This window comes from Dyella sp. Tek66A03 (assembly GCF_052567735.1).
Window position 1 is genome coordinate 3,843,978 of record NZ_CP199584.1, and the last position, 18,338, is coordinate 3,862,315.

General features: G+C 65.0%; 9 protein-coding genes. 6 read left to right on the plus strand and 3 right to left on the minus strand.

The genetic code is table 11. The annotated features are described in order from the left end of the window. Positions 1–26: 26 nt before the first annotated feature. A complete protein-coding gene (locus tag ACT01B_RS17260) occupies positions 27–2,162 on the minus strand; it encodes a RelA/SpoT family protein (protein WP_445144443.1) in 2,136 nt (711 codons plus the stop codon). Between the two features lie 115 nt (positions 2,163–2,277). Here ACT01B_RS17260 and ACT01B_RS17265 point away from each other — a divergent pair, with 115 nt between their 5' ends. Then, a complete protein-coding gene (locus ACT01B_RS17265) occupies positions 2,278–2,754 on the plus strand; it encodes a hypothetical protein (protein ID WP_445144444.1) in 477 nt (158 codons plus the stop codon). A 157-nt stretch (positions 2,755–2,911) separates the two neighbouring features. Here the strand turns inward: ACT01B_RS17265 and hrpA are convergent, their stop codons facing one another. Beyond that, positions 2,912–6,961 carry an ATP-dependent RNA helicase HrpA gene (gene hrpA, locus ACT01B_RS17270; protein WP_445144445.1) on the minus strand — a complete coding sequence of 1,350 codons (4,050 nt, stop codon included), beginning with the start codon at positions 6,959–6,961 and terminating at the stop codon, positions 2,912–2,914. A 121-nt stretch (positions 6,962–7,082) separates the two neighbouring features. On the opposite strand from hrpA, the gene ACT01B_RS17275 reads away from it, so the two are divergent. After that, a complete protein-coding gene (locus ACT01B_RS17275; protein WP_445144446.1) occupies positions 7,083–7,550 on the plus strand; it encodes a Dps family protein in 468 nt (155 codons plus the stop codon). Positions 7,551–7,699: 149 nt separating this feature from the next. Here ACT01B_RS17275 and ACT01B_RS17280 read toward each other — a convergent pair whose 3' ends face one another. Further along, positions 7,700–8,752 carry a class I SAM-dependent methyltransferase gene (locus tag ACT01B_RS17280; RefSeq protein WP_445144447.1) on the minus strand — a complete coding sequence of 351 codons (1,053 nt, stop codon included), beginning with the start codon at positions 8,750–8,752 and terminating at the stop codon, positions 7,700–7,702. Positions 8,753–8,885: 133 nt separating this feature from the next. Between ACT01B_RS17280 and ACT01B_RS17285 the strand changes: the two genes are divergently transcribed. The 4 genes from ACT01B_RS17285 to ACT01B_RS17300 all read left to right on the plus strand — a co-directional run bounded on the left by ACT01B_RS17285 (position 8,886) and on the right by ACT01B_RS17300 (position 18,316). Continuing rightward, complete coding sequence (locus ACT01B_RS17285) at positions 8,886–9,557, plus strand: helix-turn-helix transcriptional regulator (protein ID WP_445144448.1); 672 nt, start codon at positions 8,886–8,888, stop codon at positions 9,555–9,557. Between the two features lie 494 nt (positions 9,558–10,051). Beyond that, positions 10,052–12,643, plus strand: coding sequence for a glycosyltransferase (locus ACT01B_RS17290; RefSeq protein WP_445144449.1), 2,592 nt, complete (start codon positions 10,052–10,054; stop codon positions 12,641–12,643). A 104-nt stretch (positions 12,644–12,747) separates the two neighbouring features. Further along, positions 12,748–14,511, plus strand: a complete 1,764-nt coding sequence (locus ACT01B_RS17295) for an autotransporter assembly complex protein TamA (RefSeq protein WP_445144450.1) — start codon at positions 12,748–12,750, stop codon at positions 14,509–14,511. A gap of 10 nt (positions 14,512–14,521) precedes the next feature. Beyond that, on the plus strand, positions 14,522–18,316 hold the full coding sequence (locus ACT01B_RS17300; protein ID WP_445144451.1) for a translocation/assembly module TamB domain-containing protein: 3,795 nt from the start codon (positions 14,522–14,524) through the stop codon (positions 18,314–18,316). The last annotated feature ends 22 nt before the right edge of the window (positions 18,317–18,338 follow it).

The window sequence follows — 18,338 nt, forward strand, 5'->3', positions numbered from 1 at the left end:
GGCACCCGCCTGCTAACGCGCGTCGTTCAGCCAACGCTGACGCGGCGTGCGTCGACCACGTTGGGCATGGCGACCAGGCGCCCGAGCAGGCCGGACAGCTGTTCGAAGTCGCGCACTCTCAAGGTGAAGCGCATCTCCACCTCGCCGGTCTGGGCGAACACCCGGCTGGACGAGGCAATGATGTGGGTGCCGGCATTGCTGATCATGCTGGTGACGTCCTTCTGCAAGCCCTTGCGGTCGTAGCCGTGCAGCTCGATCTCCACTTCATAGGCCTGCGCGGACGCCTTGCCCCACTCCATGTCGATCACGCGATCCGGATCGCGCCGTGCCAGTCGCGCCAGGCTGATGCAGTCGGCGCGATGCACCGAGACGCCACGTCCGCGGGTCACAAAGCCACGCACCGCATCACCGGGCAGCGGCTGGCAGCAACGGGCCAGGGTCGTGAGCAGATTGCCCACGCCCTCGATGCTCAAGGCGCTGTGATCGCGCGGCGCCTGACGCGGCGACGCCGGTGCCGCCGACTGGGTCACCGCTGGTGGCGGCGCTGCGGCCTCCTGCAGGACGCGTGCGATCTGGCCGGGCGCGACTTCACCGAGCGCGAGCGCGACCAGCAAATCGTCGTGCGTCTTGAGGTGGAAATGCGCGGGCAGCTTGGCCAGGTCGGCCGTGGGCAAGGCAAGCCGCTTGATCTCCCGCTCGAAGATGCTACGGCCGGCTGCCAGGTTGGCGTCATGCGCGATGCGGCGGAACCACGTGCGCACCTTTTCCTTGGCGCGCGAGGTGTGCAGATAGCCGTGGTGCGACGACAGCCAATCGCGGCTGGGTTCGGCCGCCTTGGCGGTGAGCACTTCGATGCGATCGCCGCTGTGCGGCTGGAAGGTCAACGGCACGATGCGGCCGTTGACCTTGGCGCCACGGCAGCGATGACCGACTTCCGTGTGCACGTGGTAGGCGAAGTCCAGCACGGTGGCGCCACTGGGCAAGTCCACCACTTCGCCCTTGGGGGTGAGTACGTAGACGCGATCCTCGAGCAGCTCGGTCTGCAGCGCGGCAGCCAGGTCGCCGTCACTGTCCGCGCGCGGCTCGAGCAGGCGGCGCATCCAGGCGATCTTCGCCTCGAACTCGCTGTCGCCACTGCCGCCTTCCTTGTAGCGCCAATGCGCCGCCACGCCCAGCTCGTTGATGCGATGCATCTCGTGCGTGCGGATCTGCACTTCCAGCGTCTTGCCGCGCGGGCCGATCACCGCGGTATGCAGCGAGCGGTAGTCATTGCCCTTGGGCCGTGCGATGTAATCGTCGAACTCGCCGGGCAAGTGCGGCCACAGCGTGTGCACGACACCGAGCGCGCCGTAGCAATCGGCCACGTTGTCCACCAGCACGCGCACAGCACGAATATCGTAGAGATCGGAGAATTCCAGCGCCTTGCGCTGCATCTTCTTCCAGATCGAATAGATGTGTTTGGGCCGGCCGGCCAATTCCGCCGGGATGCCGGCGGCTTTGAGCGAGCGATTGAGCACCTCCAGCGATTCGCGGATGAATTCCTCGCGGTCGCTGCGCCGCTCGTCGAGCAGACGCGCGATGCGCTTGTAGATATCCGGATGCAGGTAGCGGAAGCCGAGATCTTCCAGCTCCCATTTGAGCTGCCAGATACCCAGGCGATTGGCCAGCGGCGCATGGATGTCCTGGGTCAGGCGTGCCAGCAGCTGGCGCTCGCCTTCCGGCAGCGCACTCGCCGCACGCATGCGCGCCAGATGTCGCGCCAGCAGGATGAACACCACGCGCAGGTCGCGGATGATTGCCAGCAGCAGGCGGCGCAAGCCCTCGGCGCCGTGGTCGGCACCATGCTCCGCGTGCAGCGCCCAGACCCGCTCGGCAGCCACCTGGCCGGCGACCAGTCGCTGCAGCTCGGGCGCCAAACCCGGCTCGCGCTTCGCCCACGACACCGGATCGATGCGCGCCACCTCGAACCACAGCGCGGCGGCCTGGGTCTGCGCATCACAACCGAGCATGGCCAGCAGGTCGAGCACATCCACGCCTTCGGCGCGGCTCACTGGCAGTTGCGCGCACACCTCCAGCGCCTCGGCCAGTACGGACGGGACGCTGCCGGCGCGACTGCGCCACTCGGCAAGATCCGAGCTTGCGTGGGGGGCGGCTTGAACCATGCGGCCATTCTAGTGCAGGCGAGCCCTTGGACCCGCGCTTCTCATGAACCGGCGGTTCATGCCGTGTATGCTGCGCCAGCGCTGTTCCTTCCCTATGCTCGAGAGGATTGCCCCCATGCGTCTGGTCCGCCTGCTGCCGTTGTTGATGAGTGTCGCCCTGACTGTTCCCATGGTTTCGCACGCCGCTGACCAATACGTGCCGCTGCAGCAGCGCATGTCGCCGGAGGAGTTCAAGGCCGCCGGCCTGGACAAGCTCTCGCCGGACGAGCTGAAGAACCTCGACGGCTGGTTGAGCGGACATGCCAAGGCCGCGACGAAGATGGTCGACCAGGCCGGCAAGCCGGTGTTCTATCCCAGCAGCGAGAAAGCCGGCCCGATCCAGGCCCGCGTGCAGGGCAGCTTCAACGGCTTCGGCGGCCACGGCGAGTTCACCCTGGACAATGGCCAGGTGTGGAAGCAGGCCGACACCAGCAAGGTTTCGTGCCTGAGCAGCAACAACCCGAAGGTGACGATCCGTCGCTCGCTGATGGGCAATTGGATGATGGCGGTGGATGGCTGCAATGACACCACCAGCGTGGTGCGGACCAAGTAGACAGCAACCCGCCTGTGTAGGAGCGCACCCTGTGCGCGACAAACCGGCAGGATTGCCGGTTTGCACAGCGCAAGCTGCCCGTAGGGCGAGGGCCAAGGATGGCCCGAGTGAAAGGCCTACGTAGCGGCGAGGCCGTCATCGCGCACAGGGTGCGCTCCTACAGGGTTTCCAGCGCCCGGTTCAGGCGTTTGGCGGAGACCGGCTCGGCCGTCTTCAACTCCTGCGCGAACAGCGAGACGCGCCACTCCTCGATCAACCAGCGCAATTCATCCAGGCCGTCACTGCCGGCAGCGCGATGCTTCAGGTATTCGCGCCAGAACGGCAGCACCTGCAGCAGGCGCTGCTGGTCCTTGGCCGGGTCCTGGCGCAAGCGTTCCGCGCGCAAGCGCATGGCCTTGAGGTAACGCGGATAGTGCGCCAGCCGTGCGGTCGGCAGGTCGCGCAGGAAACCGGGGATGAGCAAGCCGTCGAGCTGCTCGCGCAGATCGTCGTAACTGGCCCGTGCAAAGCCCATCAACGGCGGCTCAAGCCACGGCTTCAGTTCCGCCTGCGCCTCGATGATCGGTTCGGCCAGCTTCAACCGCTCCACGGCGGCGGCGAACAGCTCGCGTGAGGCCTGCGTGTGCAGCGCTTCGAACGCACCCGCGGTGCGCACATCCAGCGCATGGCGTTCCAGCATGTCGCTGAAACCGCCTTCCACCAGATCTTCGCGCAGACCATCGACACCGCCCAGCGGTGCGTACTTGAGCGCCAGTGGATTGCCGACCGGCAGACGACGGCGCGCCTGCTTCATGTCGCTGGCCAACGCATTGCGCAACAGACGCACCACGCCAAGACGGTGCGCCTCGCGCGCTTCGTCACTACGTTCGAACACGCGCAGCGCCACCGTTTCGCCCAAATCGACCAGGGCCGGAAAAGCCAGCAGGCCGCCAGTCGAGCGCACCTGGACGGGAATTTCTTCGAAATCCCAGCTGGCGATGTCCTCACGGGTCAGTTCGATATCGGTCTTGCGCGAGAACGCTTCGCGCGCCTGGCCTTCCCACTGCGCGCGCATGTCGGCGAGGTCGCGGCCGGCGGCGAGGGTACATCCGTCTTCGTCATGCAATCGATAGCGCATGCGGAAATGCGCAGGCAGCTCAACGACGGCGAATTCGCCCGCCGCCATGTCCACGCCGGTGGCGCGCTTCAGGAAGACGGCCAGGACTTTGGCGAGTGGCTCGTCGCGCGGCGCTTCCGCCTCGACAAAGGCGCGGGCGAAGTCCGGGGCCGGTACAAAATTGCGTCGCAGCGCCTTGGGCAGCCCACGAATCAGCTCGGCCACCTTCTCTGCGAGCAACCCGGGCACGAGCCATTCGCAGCGCGCGGCAGGTAGCGCATTCAACATGGATAGCGGCAAAGGCAGGGTGACGCCGTCGGCCTCGTCGCCAGGGACGAAGCGGTACTCGAGCCGATAACGCTGCACGCCCATTTCAAGCGTAGCGGGAAACGCCCGGGGATCGAGCCCTGCCCCGCCACTCATCACATCGTCCAGCGACCAGCGCAGTGCCGCTTGCTCGGCAGGACGTGCCTTGCGATACCACGCATCGAGCGCGCGGCTGTCGGCGATGTCCTGCGGCAGTTTGCCTTCGAAGAATCCGACCAATTCGTCTTCGTGGCGCAGCAGGCCTTCGCGACGCTGCTTGGCCTCGATGCCATGGGCGTCTTCGAGCACGCGCTGGTTGGCACGGATGAAATCCGCGCGTGCGTCGATATCGCAACGCACCAGTGCCTCGCGCAGGAAAATCTGGTGGGCAAGCGCCGGGTTCTGGCGCTGGAACGTCACCGGCCGACGCTCGATCAGGGTGAGTCCGAACAGGCTCACCTGCTCATACGCAACGACATGGCCGCGCTTGCGCGACCAGTGCTCGTCGCGACAAGATGAACGCAGCAAATGCGCAGCCTGTTGCTCGATCCACAGCGGCTCGACGCGGGCGCAGGCCATGCCCCACACGCGGCCGCCCACATCGAGAATCTGCGCGGCGAAGATCCAGTTTGGTGGCACTTTGGACAGCGCCGAACCGGGAAATACCTGGAAGCGGCGTTCGCGCGTGCTGCGATAGACGCTCTTTTCGTCCTTGTGACCTACCTGGGTGGGTAGGCCAGCGAGCAGGCTGCGGTGAATCGCTTCGTAGTGCAGCGCCGCCTCGTCCTCGCTCCCCTTCGGGGAGAGGGCTGGGGTGAGGGGCGGGTGCTCGCCAGACGCTTTCCTACCTTGCTTCTTTTCCGGAGCAACAGCCTTTGCCTTTGCAGCACCTCGCGAGGTTGCCCCCTCATCCCAACCTTCTCCCCTGCGGGGAGAAGGAGCAACAGCTTCGAGGCTCCAACCCAGCTCCTGCACCACCAGCAACAACTGCCGGTGCAGCTCACGCCATTCACGCATGCGCATAAAGCTGAGGAAGTGCCGCGAACACCAGTCGCGCAGCTTCGACTGCGTCAGGTCTTCATGCGCCTTGCCGTACTCGCGCCAGAGGTTGATCACGCCGACGAAATCGGACTTGGGATCAGCAAACGCCGCATGCGCGGCATCCGCTTGCTGGCGTGCATCCGCCGGACGCTCGCGCGGATCCTGGATGCTGAGGAAGGACACGATGGTCAGCACGTCGCGCAGGCTATGCAGCTTTTCCGACTCCACCAGCATGCGCGCCAGCTGCACGTCGATCGGCAAGCGGGCGACCGTGCGCCCGATCGGGGTGAGATGACGCGCCTCGTCGATCGCCGAGATCTCCGCCAGGCGTCGATAGCCATCGGCCACCACGCGCGGATCGGGCGCTTCGAGGAAGGGGAACTGCTCCACATCGCCCAGTTCCAGCGAGAGCATGCGCAGGATCACGTTGGCCAGCGACGAGCGCAGCAGCTCCGGGTCGGTGTAGGCGGCGCGACTGCTGTAATCGGCCTCGTCGTAGAGGCGATAACAGGTGCCCGGCCCCACACGTCCGCAGCGGCCCTTGCGCTGGTCGGCGGCGGCCCGGGAAATCGGCTCTACATGCAGGCGTTCGAGTTGGCTACGCTGGCTGTAGCGTTTGACGCGTGCCTGGCCCGAGTCGATCACGTAGCGGATGCGCGGCACCGTCAGCGAAGTCTCGGCCACGTTGGTGGCCAGCACGATGCGTCGTTTCGGACCGGGCTTGAACACCCGGTCCTGGTCGCCCGCGGAAAGGCGCGCATACAGCGGCAGCACTTCGGTTTCGCGGTATTGCCGGCGCGACAACAGCAAATGCGTGTCGCGGATCTCGCGCTCGCCGGGCATGAAGATCAGTACGTCGCCGCGCGGGTCGTCGTGGGTGATCTCGTCCAGCACCGCTGCGACGTGTTCGGCACTGCCTTGCTGCATGTCCCCAGCCCGCTGTCCGCGCCTGGCAGCCACTTCATCGAGCGAGCGCCAACGCACTTCCACCGGATAGGTACGCCCTTCCACCGACACGATCGGCGCGCCGCTGAAATGTTCGGCAAAGCGTTCGGTATCGATGGTGGCCGAGGTGACGATGATCTTCAGCGTGGGCCGCTTGGTCGCCAGCTGCTTCAGATAGCCGAGCAGGAAATCGATATTGAGGCTGCGCTCATGCGCTTCGTCGATGATGATGGTGTCGTACGCGCTGAGCCACGGGTCGCCCTGGGTCTCGGCCAGCAGAATGCCGTCGGTCATGAACTTGATCAGGCTGCGCTCGGACACCTGGTCGTTGAAGCGCACTTGGAAACCAACTTGCTCGCCCAGCGGCGTGCCCAACTCCTCCGCCACGCGGCGCGCCACTGAGCGCGCAGCCAAGCGGCGCGGCTGGGTACAACCGATCATGCCCGCTTCGCCGCGGCCGGCAGCCAGGCACAACTTGGGCAGCTGGGTGGTCTTGCCTGAGCCGGTTTCGCCGGCGATCACCACCACTTGGTACTTGCGGATCAGCTCGACGATCTCGTCGGCTCGGGCCGTAATTGGCAGCGATTCATCCAATCGGATTGCGGGTTTGGCCTCCACACGAGCACGACGCTTTGCCGCGGATACCTCGATATCAGCGCTCAGCGTCGTCAGCTTTCGTTCGTCGAAGCGGCGCGAGAGTTCACGCAGGCGGCCTTGCAGCCGGCCGTAATCGCGACTGGAAACGTGGTCCAGCGCCTTGCGCAGATCGCGCAGGCGGGCGTCGGACGCGGAGGATGGGGGGGCGGAGGCATGGGTCATCGGACCGCACATGATAGCCGCTGACTATCGCCAGTATCGGAAGGATTCATTTCCCGATGACTTCCTGGCTCGATACGCTCAGCTCCAGGTTCCACCCACCTACCCTCAAAAGGAGCAATCCATGGCCATTTCCATCGGTATCGCCAAGAAGGACCGGGAACAGATCGGCAAGCAGTTGTCCAAGTTGCTGGCCGACACCTATTCGCTCTACCTGAAGACGCACAGCTTTCACTGGAACATCACCGGCCCGCAGTTCAACAGCCTGCACACCATGTTCGAGACCCAATACAACGAGCTGTGGCTGGCCGCCGACGAGATTGCCGAGCGCATCCGCACGCTGGACGTGTTCGCTCCCGGCTCTTACAGCCAGTTCGGCAAGCTGACTTCGATCAAGGAAGAGGCTGGCGTCCCCGACTGGAAGGACATGGTCGGGCAGCTGGTCGAAGGCCATGAGATCGCCGCACACACGGCGCGCGAAGTCATCAAGGCGGCCGATGCGGCCGGTGATGAAGGCACCGCCGATATCGTCACCGGGCGGCTGAAGGAGCATGAGAAGACGGCGTGGATGCTGCGGTCGCTGTTGAAGTAAGCGCTTTGCTTCCGCTCCCCTTCGGAGAGAGGGTTGGGGTGAGGGGTCAATCTTGCGGTGACGCCAGTTCGAAGGACGCTTCGAATGGTTTCTGTCGCGAGCACTCGCCCCTCACCTCGGTCCTCTCCCCAAAGGGAAGAAGAAGAAGGCTAGGGTCTCGCTTCCAGCACCAGGTTGAACGGCGTCTCGGTCGCACGCCGGAACTGGCGGAAGCCGCCGCCGTCGACCACGACTTCGCGCAGGCGCTTCTCGCCTGCCTGTGCGCCCAGGGCAGGCCCTTTGCGCGCCAGCGACACCGGCACGCAGATCTGCGATGAGGCGGCATAGTAGACGCGTCCGACCGGGTTGAGATTGTCCTGCACCTGGTCGCCCGCAAACGGCTCCACGATCATGCAGTTGCCATCATCCTTGAGCGCCTCGCGTGCATGTCTGGCCGCGCCCACGGGATCGCCCATGTCGTGCAGGCAATCGAAGAAGGCGATCAGGTCGAAATGCCTGCCCGTGTAACCGACAGCATCCGCCACATCGAAGCGCGCGTTTTCCACCCCGGCCGCCTTGGCGCGCTCGCGGGCCACGTCGATCGAAGGCGCGTGGTAGTCGTAGCCGACGAACTCGGAGTCGGGAAACGATTGCGCCATCAGGATCGTGCTCGCCCCGTGGCCACAGCCCACGTCGGCGGCGCGGCCGCCCCGGCGCAGCTTGTCCACCACCCCGTCCAGCGCCGGCAACCACGCCGTAATCAGGTTGGCGTTGTAGCCCGCGCGGAAAAAACGTTCGGTGCCATGGAACAGGCAGGGGTGATGCTCGCCCCATTCCATGCCGCGGCCATTGCGGAAATTGGCCAGCGTGCGCTCCTTGGCGTGGAACATCGCCTCGACGATGGCGTACGCGCCAGGCAGGTCCACCGGGCCGTGGGGGTCGGCCAGGCATAGCGCCTGTTCTTCGCTCAAGCCGTAGCTACCGCTGGCCGCGTCGTACTCCACGTAGCCGCCGGCGGCCTGGTTGCCCAGCCACTCGCGCACGTAGCGCTCGAACGTGCCCGTACGTTGGGCCAGTTCGGCCGGGGTAAGCCGTTCGCCGGCCAGCGCCTTGTAGAAACCGAGTTCGTCGCCGATCTGGATCAGGGTGGCGCTCGTCGCCGCACCCAGGTCGCAGATCGCCTTGCCCAGAAACGCCTGCAGTCGTTGTTCGTCGATCGCCATGGCACAACTCCGCGACACCGCCCACACGACGGTGGAGTAGGATCAAAAGCTCTGCATACGCCACGGCCGGCATGAGCGCCTGTCCCAAACCGGACAGCCCGAAAGCACTAGGTCCCATGGCGGGGAGCCTCTCATGCCAGCGAATGCACCATACGTGGACGCCCTCCACACCCCCGCGCCGAGCCGCACGGAAGACCGGCACGATGCCGACGTTTCCGCCGTCCTCCTGGGTCAGCTGCTCGATCAACTGCTGATCGGCGTCATCCTGGCCGATGCGGACTCGCGGCTGCGCTATGCCAACCGCGAAGCGCGCCGCATCCTGGCCAGTCATGATGGTCTGGCGGAGGGTCCTGATGGCCTGAGGGCCAGCACGGCGGCCAGCACGCGCCGCCTGCGCCATGCCTTGGCGCTGACGGGCCTGGCGCAGGCAAGCGACGATGGCGCGTCAGCGGCACGCTATTTGTCACTGCCCCGATCGGATCCGTCAATGCGGGCGCCGTTGCTGCTCACCTTCTCGGCCCTGCCCGGATCGCCGGGTCGCACGGCGATCTTCATCGACGTCCCCGAGCACCGTCACCCGGTTTCCCGTGGGGCCATAGCGGAAGTCTTCGGCCTCACTCCGCGCGAGGCTGCCCTGGCCGCCCTGCTGGCGGATGGCCACGAGCTGCGCGATTGCGCCGGCTTGCTGGCCATGGGTGAAGGTACCGCTCGCAACCACCTCAAGCACCTGTTCGAGAAGACGATGAAACACAGCCAGGGAGCGCTGGTGGCGCAGTTGTGCCGTACAGTGGGTCCGTATCGCTAGGGCCCACGCTACCAAGCCACGGATTTCTTGATCGAAGCGTGATTCACGCCCCGGACTCGGTGGCTCTGTAAAGTGCGCTAGGCAATGGATTCTGACCTTCGCTGCCGACACTGGCCTGACCTTGCGCTGACCACCCCGCCCTCTCTTTATTGAGGGAAATGCGCTGCATGGTTAAGCTCCTCACGCTTTTCGGCCTCGTGTGAGGCAGCCACGGGGATCGTTTTGAGCGCCACACAAACCAAGAGTCTGGTTTCATATTCCAAGTACCTCGCGTTGCGCTTGAGCGGTTGCCAGGCGGCGGCGCGTGGCGCAGCGCCTGCCTGGCTGGCAGGTCAAGCCGCGCGCTGCCGTCTGGTGACCGCTCAAGCGCAACCCTACGGGCCGGGTCTGTTTGCCCACAGGGCAGCGTCATCGCTCAGTCGTGTACGGACGTACACTCCCTCGCTCTTCCTTGCCCTGCGCGCAAACAGCTCCCGGCGCGAGGCACTTGGAATATGAAACCAGACTCTACCGACAGCCGGCATCCGCTGCTCGCAGGCATCCTGCTCGCCCTGATCGTTGCGGCCATGAACATCGGCTTGTGGTGGTGGAGCAACCTGCCGCATGGCCCCGAGGACTGGAAAGGTCCGATCGGCGGCTTTGCACTGTCCGCCTTCCAGCGCTACCAGAACCCGCTGAAGAACGATTTCCCCAGCGAGGAAGAGATCGCAGGCGACCTTAAGCTGCTCAGCGGCTATACCCCACGCATCCGCACCTACTCGATGCTGCTGACCCCGCAGGTGTATCGCCTGGCCGAGCAGGAAGGGCTGCAGGTGATGGCCGGCGCCTGGATCGATCGCCGCCTGGACAACAACGAGAAGGAAATCGAGGCGCTGATTGCCCAGTCGCGGCGCTATCCCAACTCGATCAACCGGGTCGTCGTCGGCAACGAGGTGCTGTTCCGCAACGATATTCCGCCCGAACAGCTGATGGCCTATGCCGACCGCGTGCGCGCGGCGGTGCACCAGCCGGTGACCATTGCCGAGCCCTGGCATATCTGGGCCAAGTACCCGGAACTGGCCCAGCACGTCGATTTCATCACGGTGCACCTGTTCCCGTACTGGAACGGTATCAACCGCAGGGACGCCATCAAGGACGCGATGGGCAGCTACAACACGCTGCGCCAGATGTTCCCCGGCAAGCTCGTGGTCATCGGCGAAATCGGCTGGCCGTCGAACGGCGACCGCTTCAAGTATGCCGACCCGTCGGTGTCGAACCAGGCGATCTTCCTGCGCGAATGGTTTAACGCGGCCAAGCGCAACAACGTCGACTACTACGTGATGGAGGCGTTCGACCAGCCCTGGAAGGAGAAGCTCTCCGGCCGTACTGAAGCCTACTGGGGCATGTTCAACGCCGATCGCCAGCTGAAGTTCCCGTTCACCGGCCCGGTGACCGAGGACACCGCCTGGCCGTGGAAGGCGCTGGCGGCGAGCCTGCTCGCCCTGCTGCCGATGATCTGGTTCGCCCGCCACTACAGCCGTTTCAAGCTGATGGGGCGGTTCTTCTTCTGTGCCCTGATCCAGCTGGCCTGCGGCCTGGTGGTGTGGTCGGCGACCCTGCCGTTCAACTTCTACCTGAGCTGGATCGACTGGACCATGCTGGTGCTGTTGTTCCCGGCCCAGATCGCGATCCTCGCCATCCTGCTGATCAACGGCTTCGAGTTCACCGAAGTGCTGTGGCGCCGCGACTGGATTCGCCATGCCGGCCTGCTCCGGCCCGATCCGGTCGAGAAACAGCCGTTCGTGTCGATCCACCTGGCCTGCTACAACGAGCCGCCGGAGATGGTCATCATCACGCTCGACTCGCTGGCGGCGCTGGAATACGAGAATTACGAAGTCCTGGTGATCGACAACAACACCAAGGACCCGGCCGTATGGAAGCCGGTGCAGGACTACTGCGAAAAGCTGGGCAGCAAGTTCCGCTTCTTCCACCTGGAGCCGTGGCCGGGCTATAAGGCCGGCGCGCTGAACTTCGGCCTGAAGGAAACCGACCCACGCGCCGACGTGGTGGCGGTGATCGACGCCGACTACGAGGTGCGCAAGGACTGGCTGGCCACGCTGACCGGCTACTTCCACAACCCGAAGGTGGCCGTGGTGCAGTGCCCGCAGGCGCATCGCGAGTTCGAACACAACCGCTTCCGCCGCATGACTGCGTGGGAATACGACGGCTTCTTCCGCATCGGCATGCACCATCGCAACGAGCGCAACGCCATCATCCAGCACGGCACCATGACCATGGTGCGCCGCTCGGCCCTGGAAGGCACCGGCGGCTGGTCGGAATGGACCATCTGCGAAGACGCCGAGCTGGGCCTGCGCCTGATGCACGCCGGCTACGAGCTGGTCTACGTCGACGAGCTGATGGGCAAGGGCCTGACCCCGGCCGACTTCAAGGCGTACAAGAGCCAGCGTTACCGCTGGGCCTTCGGCGCCATGCAGATTCTCAAGGGCCGCTGGGACTGGATGACCAAGAGGGGCCCGCTATCCGGCGGCCAGCGCTTCCACTTCCTCACCGGCTGGTTCAGCTGGTTTGCCGATGCGCTGCACCTGATCTTCACCATGATGGCGATCTTCTGGACCGCCGGCATGGTGGCCTTCCCCACCCTCTTCAGCCTGCCGATGCAGCTGTTCCTGATTCCGGTGATCGGGTTCTTCTTTGCCAAGGCGATCTTCGGCATCGTGCTGTACCGCGCCCGCGTGCCTTGCAGCTGGTACGACACCTTGATGGCCTCGCTGGCCAGCATGGGCCTGTCGCACGCGATTGCCCGCGGCATCCTGCATGGCCTGACGCGCGAGAAGACCTCGTTCGTGGTCACCGCCAAGAGTCGTCGCCTGGGCGGCAGCAATTTCGCCGCCTTCGCGCCGGTGCGCGAAGAACTGCTGATGGCGATTGCGCTGTTCTTGTGCATCGCCGGCATGGGGATGCGCTTCGGCACGCATTACATCGAAGGCGTGCTGTGGATGTTCATCATGGCTGCACAGTCCATCCCTTATGTCTCGGCCGTGGTGGGCGCGTGGATTGCGCACAAGGCAGGCGACAAGGCAGGCTGATGCCTTATTTGCAATTCATGGGCCGACCAGTGACGGTCAGCTAAGCTGCGGGCAGGCGCGTCAAAGCGTCTACCCAAGGCTTCCAGGATGGAAACACCAAACGCATGGGTCGACTCCGCCGCCTGACGCTGCTGCCATTGCTGCTGTTCCCGTTGCTTGCGCAGGCGGGAGTGCAGCTGGTGGTGGACGGCGTGGAGGATCCGCTCAAGTTCGCCGTCAGCTCGGGCGTGGGTGTCGCCCAATACGCCAACCGCAACGTCACCGACGCCCAGATGCAGCGTCTGTACGGCCAGGCGGTGGACCAGGCGAAGAGCGCGATGGAGCCCTACGGCTATTACGAGGCGAGTGTGGATGGCCGGCTCGAGTCGCTGGGCGGAGGCAACTGGCGCGTCACCCTCCACGTGACCCCGGGTATCCCGGTGACCGTCACGGCGGTCAACCTGCAGCTCGACCCGAAAGCCGCCGAGATTCCAGGTATCCGGCGCGCCAAACGCGCCATCGAAGACCTCAAGGGCGAAACGCTGAATCACGGCGTATATGACTCTGCACGCGATGCACTGAGCAGTGCGCTGACCGCCGACGGCTTTCTCGACGCCCGACTGACGACCCGTCGCGTGGAAGTGAACCGCGGCGAGCGCAGCGCCGTTATCTTCCTGGCCTGGCAGGTCGGTCCGCGTTATCGCTTCGGCGATGTGCACTTCGAAGGCTCGCAATTCCGGCCGGGCTTTCTGCAGCGCTACGTGCCGTTCAAGCACGGTGACTATTTCTCGCAACGCCAGCTGCTGCAGCTGCAGCAGGCCTTGAACGGCGCCGATTACTTTTCGGTGGTCAACGTGCAGCCCGATGTGGACGACAAGAAAAACGGCGTGGTCGACGTCAAGGTAGACCTGGCCCCGGCCAAGCGCACCATCTACACCGGCGGACCGTTCTTCGGCACCGATACCGGCTTCGGTGTACGCGTCGGCATGGAGCGGCGCTGGACCAACCGACGGGGCCACAAATGGAAGAACGAGCTGGTGCTGGCGCAGAACCTGAAGACCCTCTCCACGCAGTACATCGTCCCCATGCCCGGCCCGAACCAGCGCAGCTTCAACTATGGCGCCATCTATCGCGATTCGAACACCGACACGTCGGTGTCGAAAACCCTGGAAATCGTGGCGAACGAAACGCGCCAGTGGTACGGCTGGACCCGCAGCATCGGCATGCATGTGCTTGACGGCACATTTACCGTGGGCAAGCGCGGCAACGAGCCGGACAATACGCCCGGCCTGGAGCACGGCCAGAGCACCCTGGTCTATCCCGAGATGTCGCTGTCACGCAAATCCGGTGACAACCCGATCTTCGTGCGCAATGGCTGGTCCTTGATCTTCACCGCCCGCAGTACCGTCGGCACCCTGCTCTCGGACGCGAGCTTCAGTCAGGTCACCGCCGATGCCAAGTGGATCAACTCGTTTGCGGGCAACAACCGCCTGATCCTGCGCGGTTCGGCGGGTGCCACCTGGACCAATGATTTTTCCGACCTGCCGCCACAGCTGCGCTTCTTCGCGGGTGGCGACCACTCGGTTCGCGGCTATGGTTTCCAGAGCGTCGGCCCGGAGAATAGCTACGGCCGCGTCATCGGCGGTCAGAACCTGCTGGTGGCGAGTACCGAAGTGGAGCACTACTTCTCGCGCACCTGGGGCATCGCGAGCTTCGTCGATGCCGGCAACGCGTTCACTGGTACCGACTACAAACCCGCGATCGGCGCCGGCCTCGGCGCCCGCTGGTTGTCGCCGGTGGGTATGATCCGGGTTGATCTGGGCGTGCCCGTGCACAACGCGACGCACCACGGCGTGGAACTTCACGTCGTGATCGGTCCGGATCTGTGAGAGAGACGCGATGACCACCGCGACACCGGCCCCCGCACCCGCTTCCGCGCCTCCACCGCGTCGTCGCTGGCTGCGCTGGACGCTGCTGTCGCTGGTCACGCTGCTGGTCCTGATCGGGCTGTTCATCGGCTGGCTGATCGGCACCGGCCCGGGCCTGCGTTTTGCCCTGGCGCGCGCCGAGGGCATCACCCATGGCGCGCTGTCGGTGCAGTCGGCGCAGGGGCGACTGGTGGGACCGCTGGACCTGGTCGGCCTGCGTTATGCGGACGGCAAGGGCCTCGAGGTGAAGGTGGCGAAGGCTCACTTGGACCTGCGCGTACCTTCGCTGCTGCACAAGCGTGTGCATGCGCTCGATCTCAACGCCGATGGTGTGGATATCGCCTTGGCCAAGAGCAACCCGCAGAGCGAAAGCAGCAGTTTTTCACTGCAGCCGCCGTTCAACATGGTGCTGGATCGCGCTCATATCGGCTCATTCCGACTGACCCAGGACGGCCAGCTGCTGTTCGCCTCGCATAGTCTGGATCTGATCGGTTCGTGGACGTCCCAAGGCATCGAGTTGCGGCAGCTCGCCCTGCGCGCGCCGGATGGTCATGTCGATCTCGACGGCACCCTGGTGCTGGCCGGCAACTACCGCGGCAACGGCAAGCTCAGTTTCGCCTGGAGCGCGGCCGGCACTGACTATGCCGGCCAACTGGACGCACGTGGCGACGGCAAAAGCGCCCATGCCGACCTGCAGCTCACCCAGCCGATGGCAGCGCATCTGCAACTGGCGTTGGCGCAAAGCGGCAACTACGACTGGACAGCACAGCTGGACGCGCCAAGCTTCAACCCCAAGCCCCTGCTCGGTGAGAGTTCCCTCACCGCCCTGACCGTGGCACTCGCAGGCCATGGCGATCGCCGCAGCGGCACCCTGACCGGTCAACTGGGGCTCAACGACTACCAGCTGCAATTGCGCCCGCTCAGCGCGCGTTTCAGCGACGATTTCAAGACACTCACACTGGAACAGGTCGACCTGGCGTCGCCTCAGTTCAAGGGCGATGTCACGGCGCGAGGGGTAGTGCAGCTCGGCGATCAACCGATGTCGGCGGACCTGACGGTCGACTGGGCGGGTCTCGAACTGCCCGAGACACTGGTCGGACAAGCGCTATGGAGCCATGGCAGCCTCAAAGCCAAGGGCAGCGTCGATCAGTTCCATGCCGAGGGCGACCTCGCGCTCGGACCACCGGGAAAGCTCGCCGACATTTCGCTCAGCCTCGACGGCACGCAACAGTTGATCACGCTGCACTCGCTCACCATCAAGCAGCCACAGGGCCGCATGGACGCCAAGGGCACGCTCACCGTGCAACCTGCATTGGCCTGGGATCTGGAGGCCACCGCCGACAAGTTCGACCCCGGCCATTTGCTGGCGAAGTGGCAGGGTTCGCTCGATTTCGACATCGCCTCGCAAGGCACGTTGCCGAAGGATCGACCCGATGTCACGCTGGAGATCCGCAAGCTGGTTGGCCGGCTGCGCGATCGCACCGTGCGCGGCGAAGGCAAGCTGCATTTGCCGCCTGAAGGCGTGCTCAATGGCCAGCTGCACCTCGTCTCCGGCGGCAGCGACGTACGCATCGACGCGCGGCCAGGCAACAGCAACAACGTCGCCATCAGGCTGGCCATCGCCACGCTGGCGGACTGGCTGCCCGACGCCGCCGGTCGCGTGCAGGGCAATATCCAGGTACTCGGCCACTACCCCGGGCTGGCCGTCGATGCCAACTTGCAGGGACAAGCGCTCAGCTACGCGGGGCAACGCGTGGATAGCCTGCGCCTGATCGCCAACGTGCCCGACATCAGTCGTCCCGGCGGCAGGCTCGACCTGCAGGCGTCGGGCGTGAATGCAGGCGGCCTCGCCTTCACCCAGGTGGCCGTGCGCGGCGACGGTACGGCAGAACGACACACCCTCACGCTCAATGCCCACGGCGCCTCGCTGTCGACCACGCTGGCGTTCAATGGCAGCCTGCGGGGCTCGGCCTGGAATGGCACGCTGTCCTCGCTCACCATCGACGTGCAGGGCTTGCCGCCGTGGCGCCTGCAGCAGTCCACCCAGCTTTCGTACAACGACGGCGCGATGAGTGTTTCCGAGTTGTGCCTGACCGCCGGCGAGCCGCTGCTGTGCGCCGCCGCCAAACAGGACAAGGCCGGCAACCTGGATGCGAGCTATCGGCTGCGCAGCCTGCCCATCGCCCTGGTGCTGAGCGTGGTGAGCAGCAGCAAGGTGCCCATGCGTGTGGAAGGTACCCTGGAAGGCAGTGGCAATATTCGGCGCAATACCGCGGGCGCACTGAATGGCACGGCATCGATCACCTCCGCACGCGGTTCGATCGCCTACGCCGATCGTGCTGACCAACCCCTGCTGACCTACGACAACCTCGCGCTCAACGCGCAGCTGAGCCCTTCGAATCAGCGTATCGACCTGCATGCGGGGCTTACCAACAACGGACGTCTAGATGGCCAGGTCACGGTCAGCGGCGCCCAGCAGGCCCTTGCGGGTCGCGTCTCCATGCACGTAACCAACCTGGCGCTGCTGGAGATCTTCACCAACGCGGTGGTCAAGCCCAGGGGCGCCATAAGTGGCGACTTCAGCCTGGGCGGAACGGTGGCCCAGCCAGCGATCAACGGGCAAGCGACGGCCAGCGATCTGGCCGCCGAGATTCCCGCCATGGGATTGAAGCTCAGCGAGGGTCGGATCACCGTCAGCACGCGGGACGCGCGGCACTTCATTATCGATGGCGCGCTGCATTCGGGCAGCGGCAGCGTCGCGCTAAAGGGCTCCGCGGCGCTTGGCGCCGACGCACAAGCCGTGCTGTCGGTCAGAGGCAGCAATTTCACTGCCGTCGACATTCCTTCGGCCAAGGTGGCAGTCTCGCCCGATCTCTCACTGCGCCATGGCACCGAGGGGTTGGACATCAGCGGCTCCATTACTCTGGACAGTGCCGACGTGGATCTTTCCAAGTTGCCGGGCGCGGGAGCGACCCAGGCATCACCCGACGTGATCGTGGTGGACGATCCCCATCGTGAGGAACAGGCGGTCAGGTTGCCGATCACCACCACCGTCACCATCCATCTGGGCGAGAAGACCCATCTCGTCGGCATGGGCCTGGACGGCCAGCTGCGAGGCCAGCTGGTGGTGAGCGAACGTCCCGGCCGCAGTGCCCTGGGCCAAGGCCAGATCGACGTGAGCGGTACCTATCGGGCCTACGGTCAGAACCTGCAGATCTCGCGCGGCCAGCTGCTGTTCGCCAGCACGCCGATCGACAACCCCGGCCTGAATATCCGCGCCGTTCGTCGCCTCAATCCCAACGCGACCATCAGTGATGGCCAGGAGGTGGGACTGATCGTGACCGGCACCGCGCAACGCCCGGTGCTCAACGTCTTCTCGCAACCGGCGATGCAGCAATCGGACGCCCTCGCCTACCTGATTACCGGCAGGCCGCTGTCCCAGGTCAGGGGCAATGAAGGCAATATGGTGAACGCGGCCGCGCAGGCCCTGGGCTCGGCCGCGGGCAACCTGTTGGCCAAGAGCATCGGCGCTCGACTTGGCATCGACGATGTCGGCGTCACCAACAACGATGCGCTGGGCGGCGGTTCCGCCTTCACCGTCGGCAAATACCTCTCGCCCCGACTCTATTTCAGCTATGGCGTCGGGCTGTTTGATCCCGGCCAGGTCATCACGCTGCGCTACCACATCAGCGGCCGCTGGAATTTCGAGGCGCTTACCGCCACCGAATTCAGTCGTGCAAGCATCAACTACCGCTTTGAACGGTAAACGATCCCTCCAACCACCAATA

Bases quoted from the DNA above. Each gene is read 5' to 3' on its own strand.
- hrpA (WP_445144445.1), bottom strand. From the start codon at position 6,961: ATGACCCATGCCTCCGCCCCCCCATCCTCCGCGTCCGACGCCCGCCTG.
- ACT01B_RS17260 (WP_445144443.1), bottom strand. From the start codon at position 2,162: ATGGTTCAAGCCGCCCCCCACGCAAGCTCGGATCTTGCCGAGTGGCGC.
- ACT01B_RS17295 (WP_445144450.1), top strand. From the start codon at position 12,748: ATGGGTCGACTCCGCCGCCTGACGCTGCTGCCATTGCTGCTGTTCCCG.
- ACT01B_RS17275 (WP_445144446.1), top strand. From the start codon at position 7,083: ATGGCCATTTCCATCGGTATCGCCAAGAAGGACCGGGAACAGATCGGC.
- ACT01B_RS17265 (WP_445144444.1), top strand. From the start codon at position 2,278: ATGCGTCTGGTCCGCCTGCTGCCGTTGTTGATGAGTGTCGCCCTGACT.
- ACT01B_RS17280 (WP_445144447.1), bottom strand. From the start codon at position 8,752: ATGGCGATCGACGAACAACGACTGCAGGCGTTTCTGGGCAAGGCGATC.
- ACT01B_RS17285 (WP_445144448.1), top strand. From the start codon at position 8,886: ATGCCAGCGAATGCACCATACGTGGACGCCCTCCACACCCCCGCGCCG.
- ACT01B_RS17300 (WP_445144451.1), top strand. From the start codon at position 14,522: ATGACCACCGCGACACCGGCCCCCGCACCCGCTTCCGCGCCTCCACCG.
- ACT01B_RS17290 (WP_445144449.1), top strand. From the start codon at position 10,052: ATGAAACCAGACTCTACCGACAGCCGGCATCCGCTGCTCGCAGGCATC.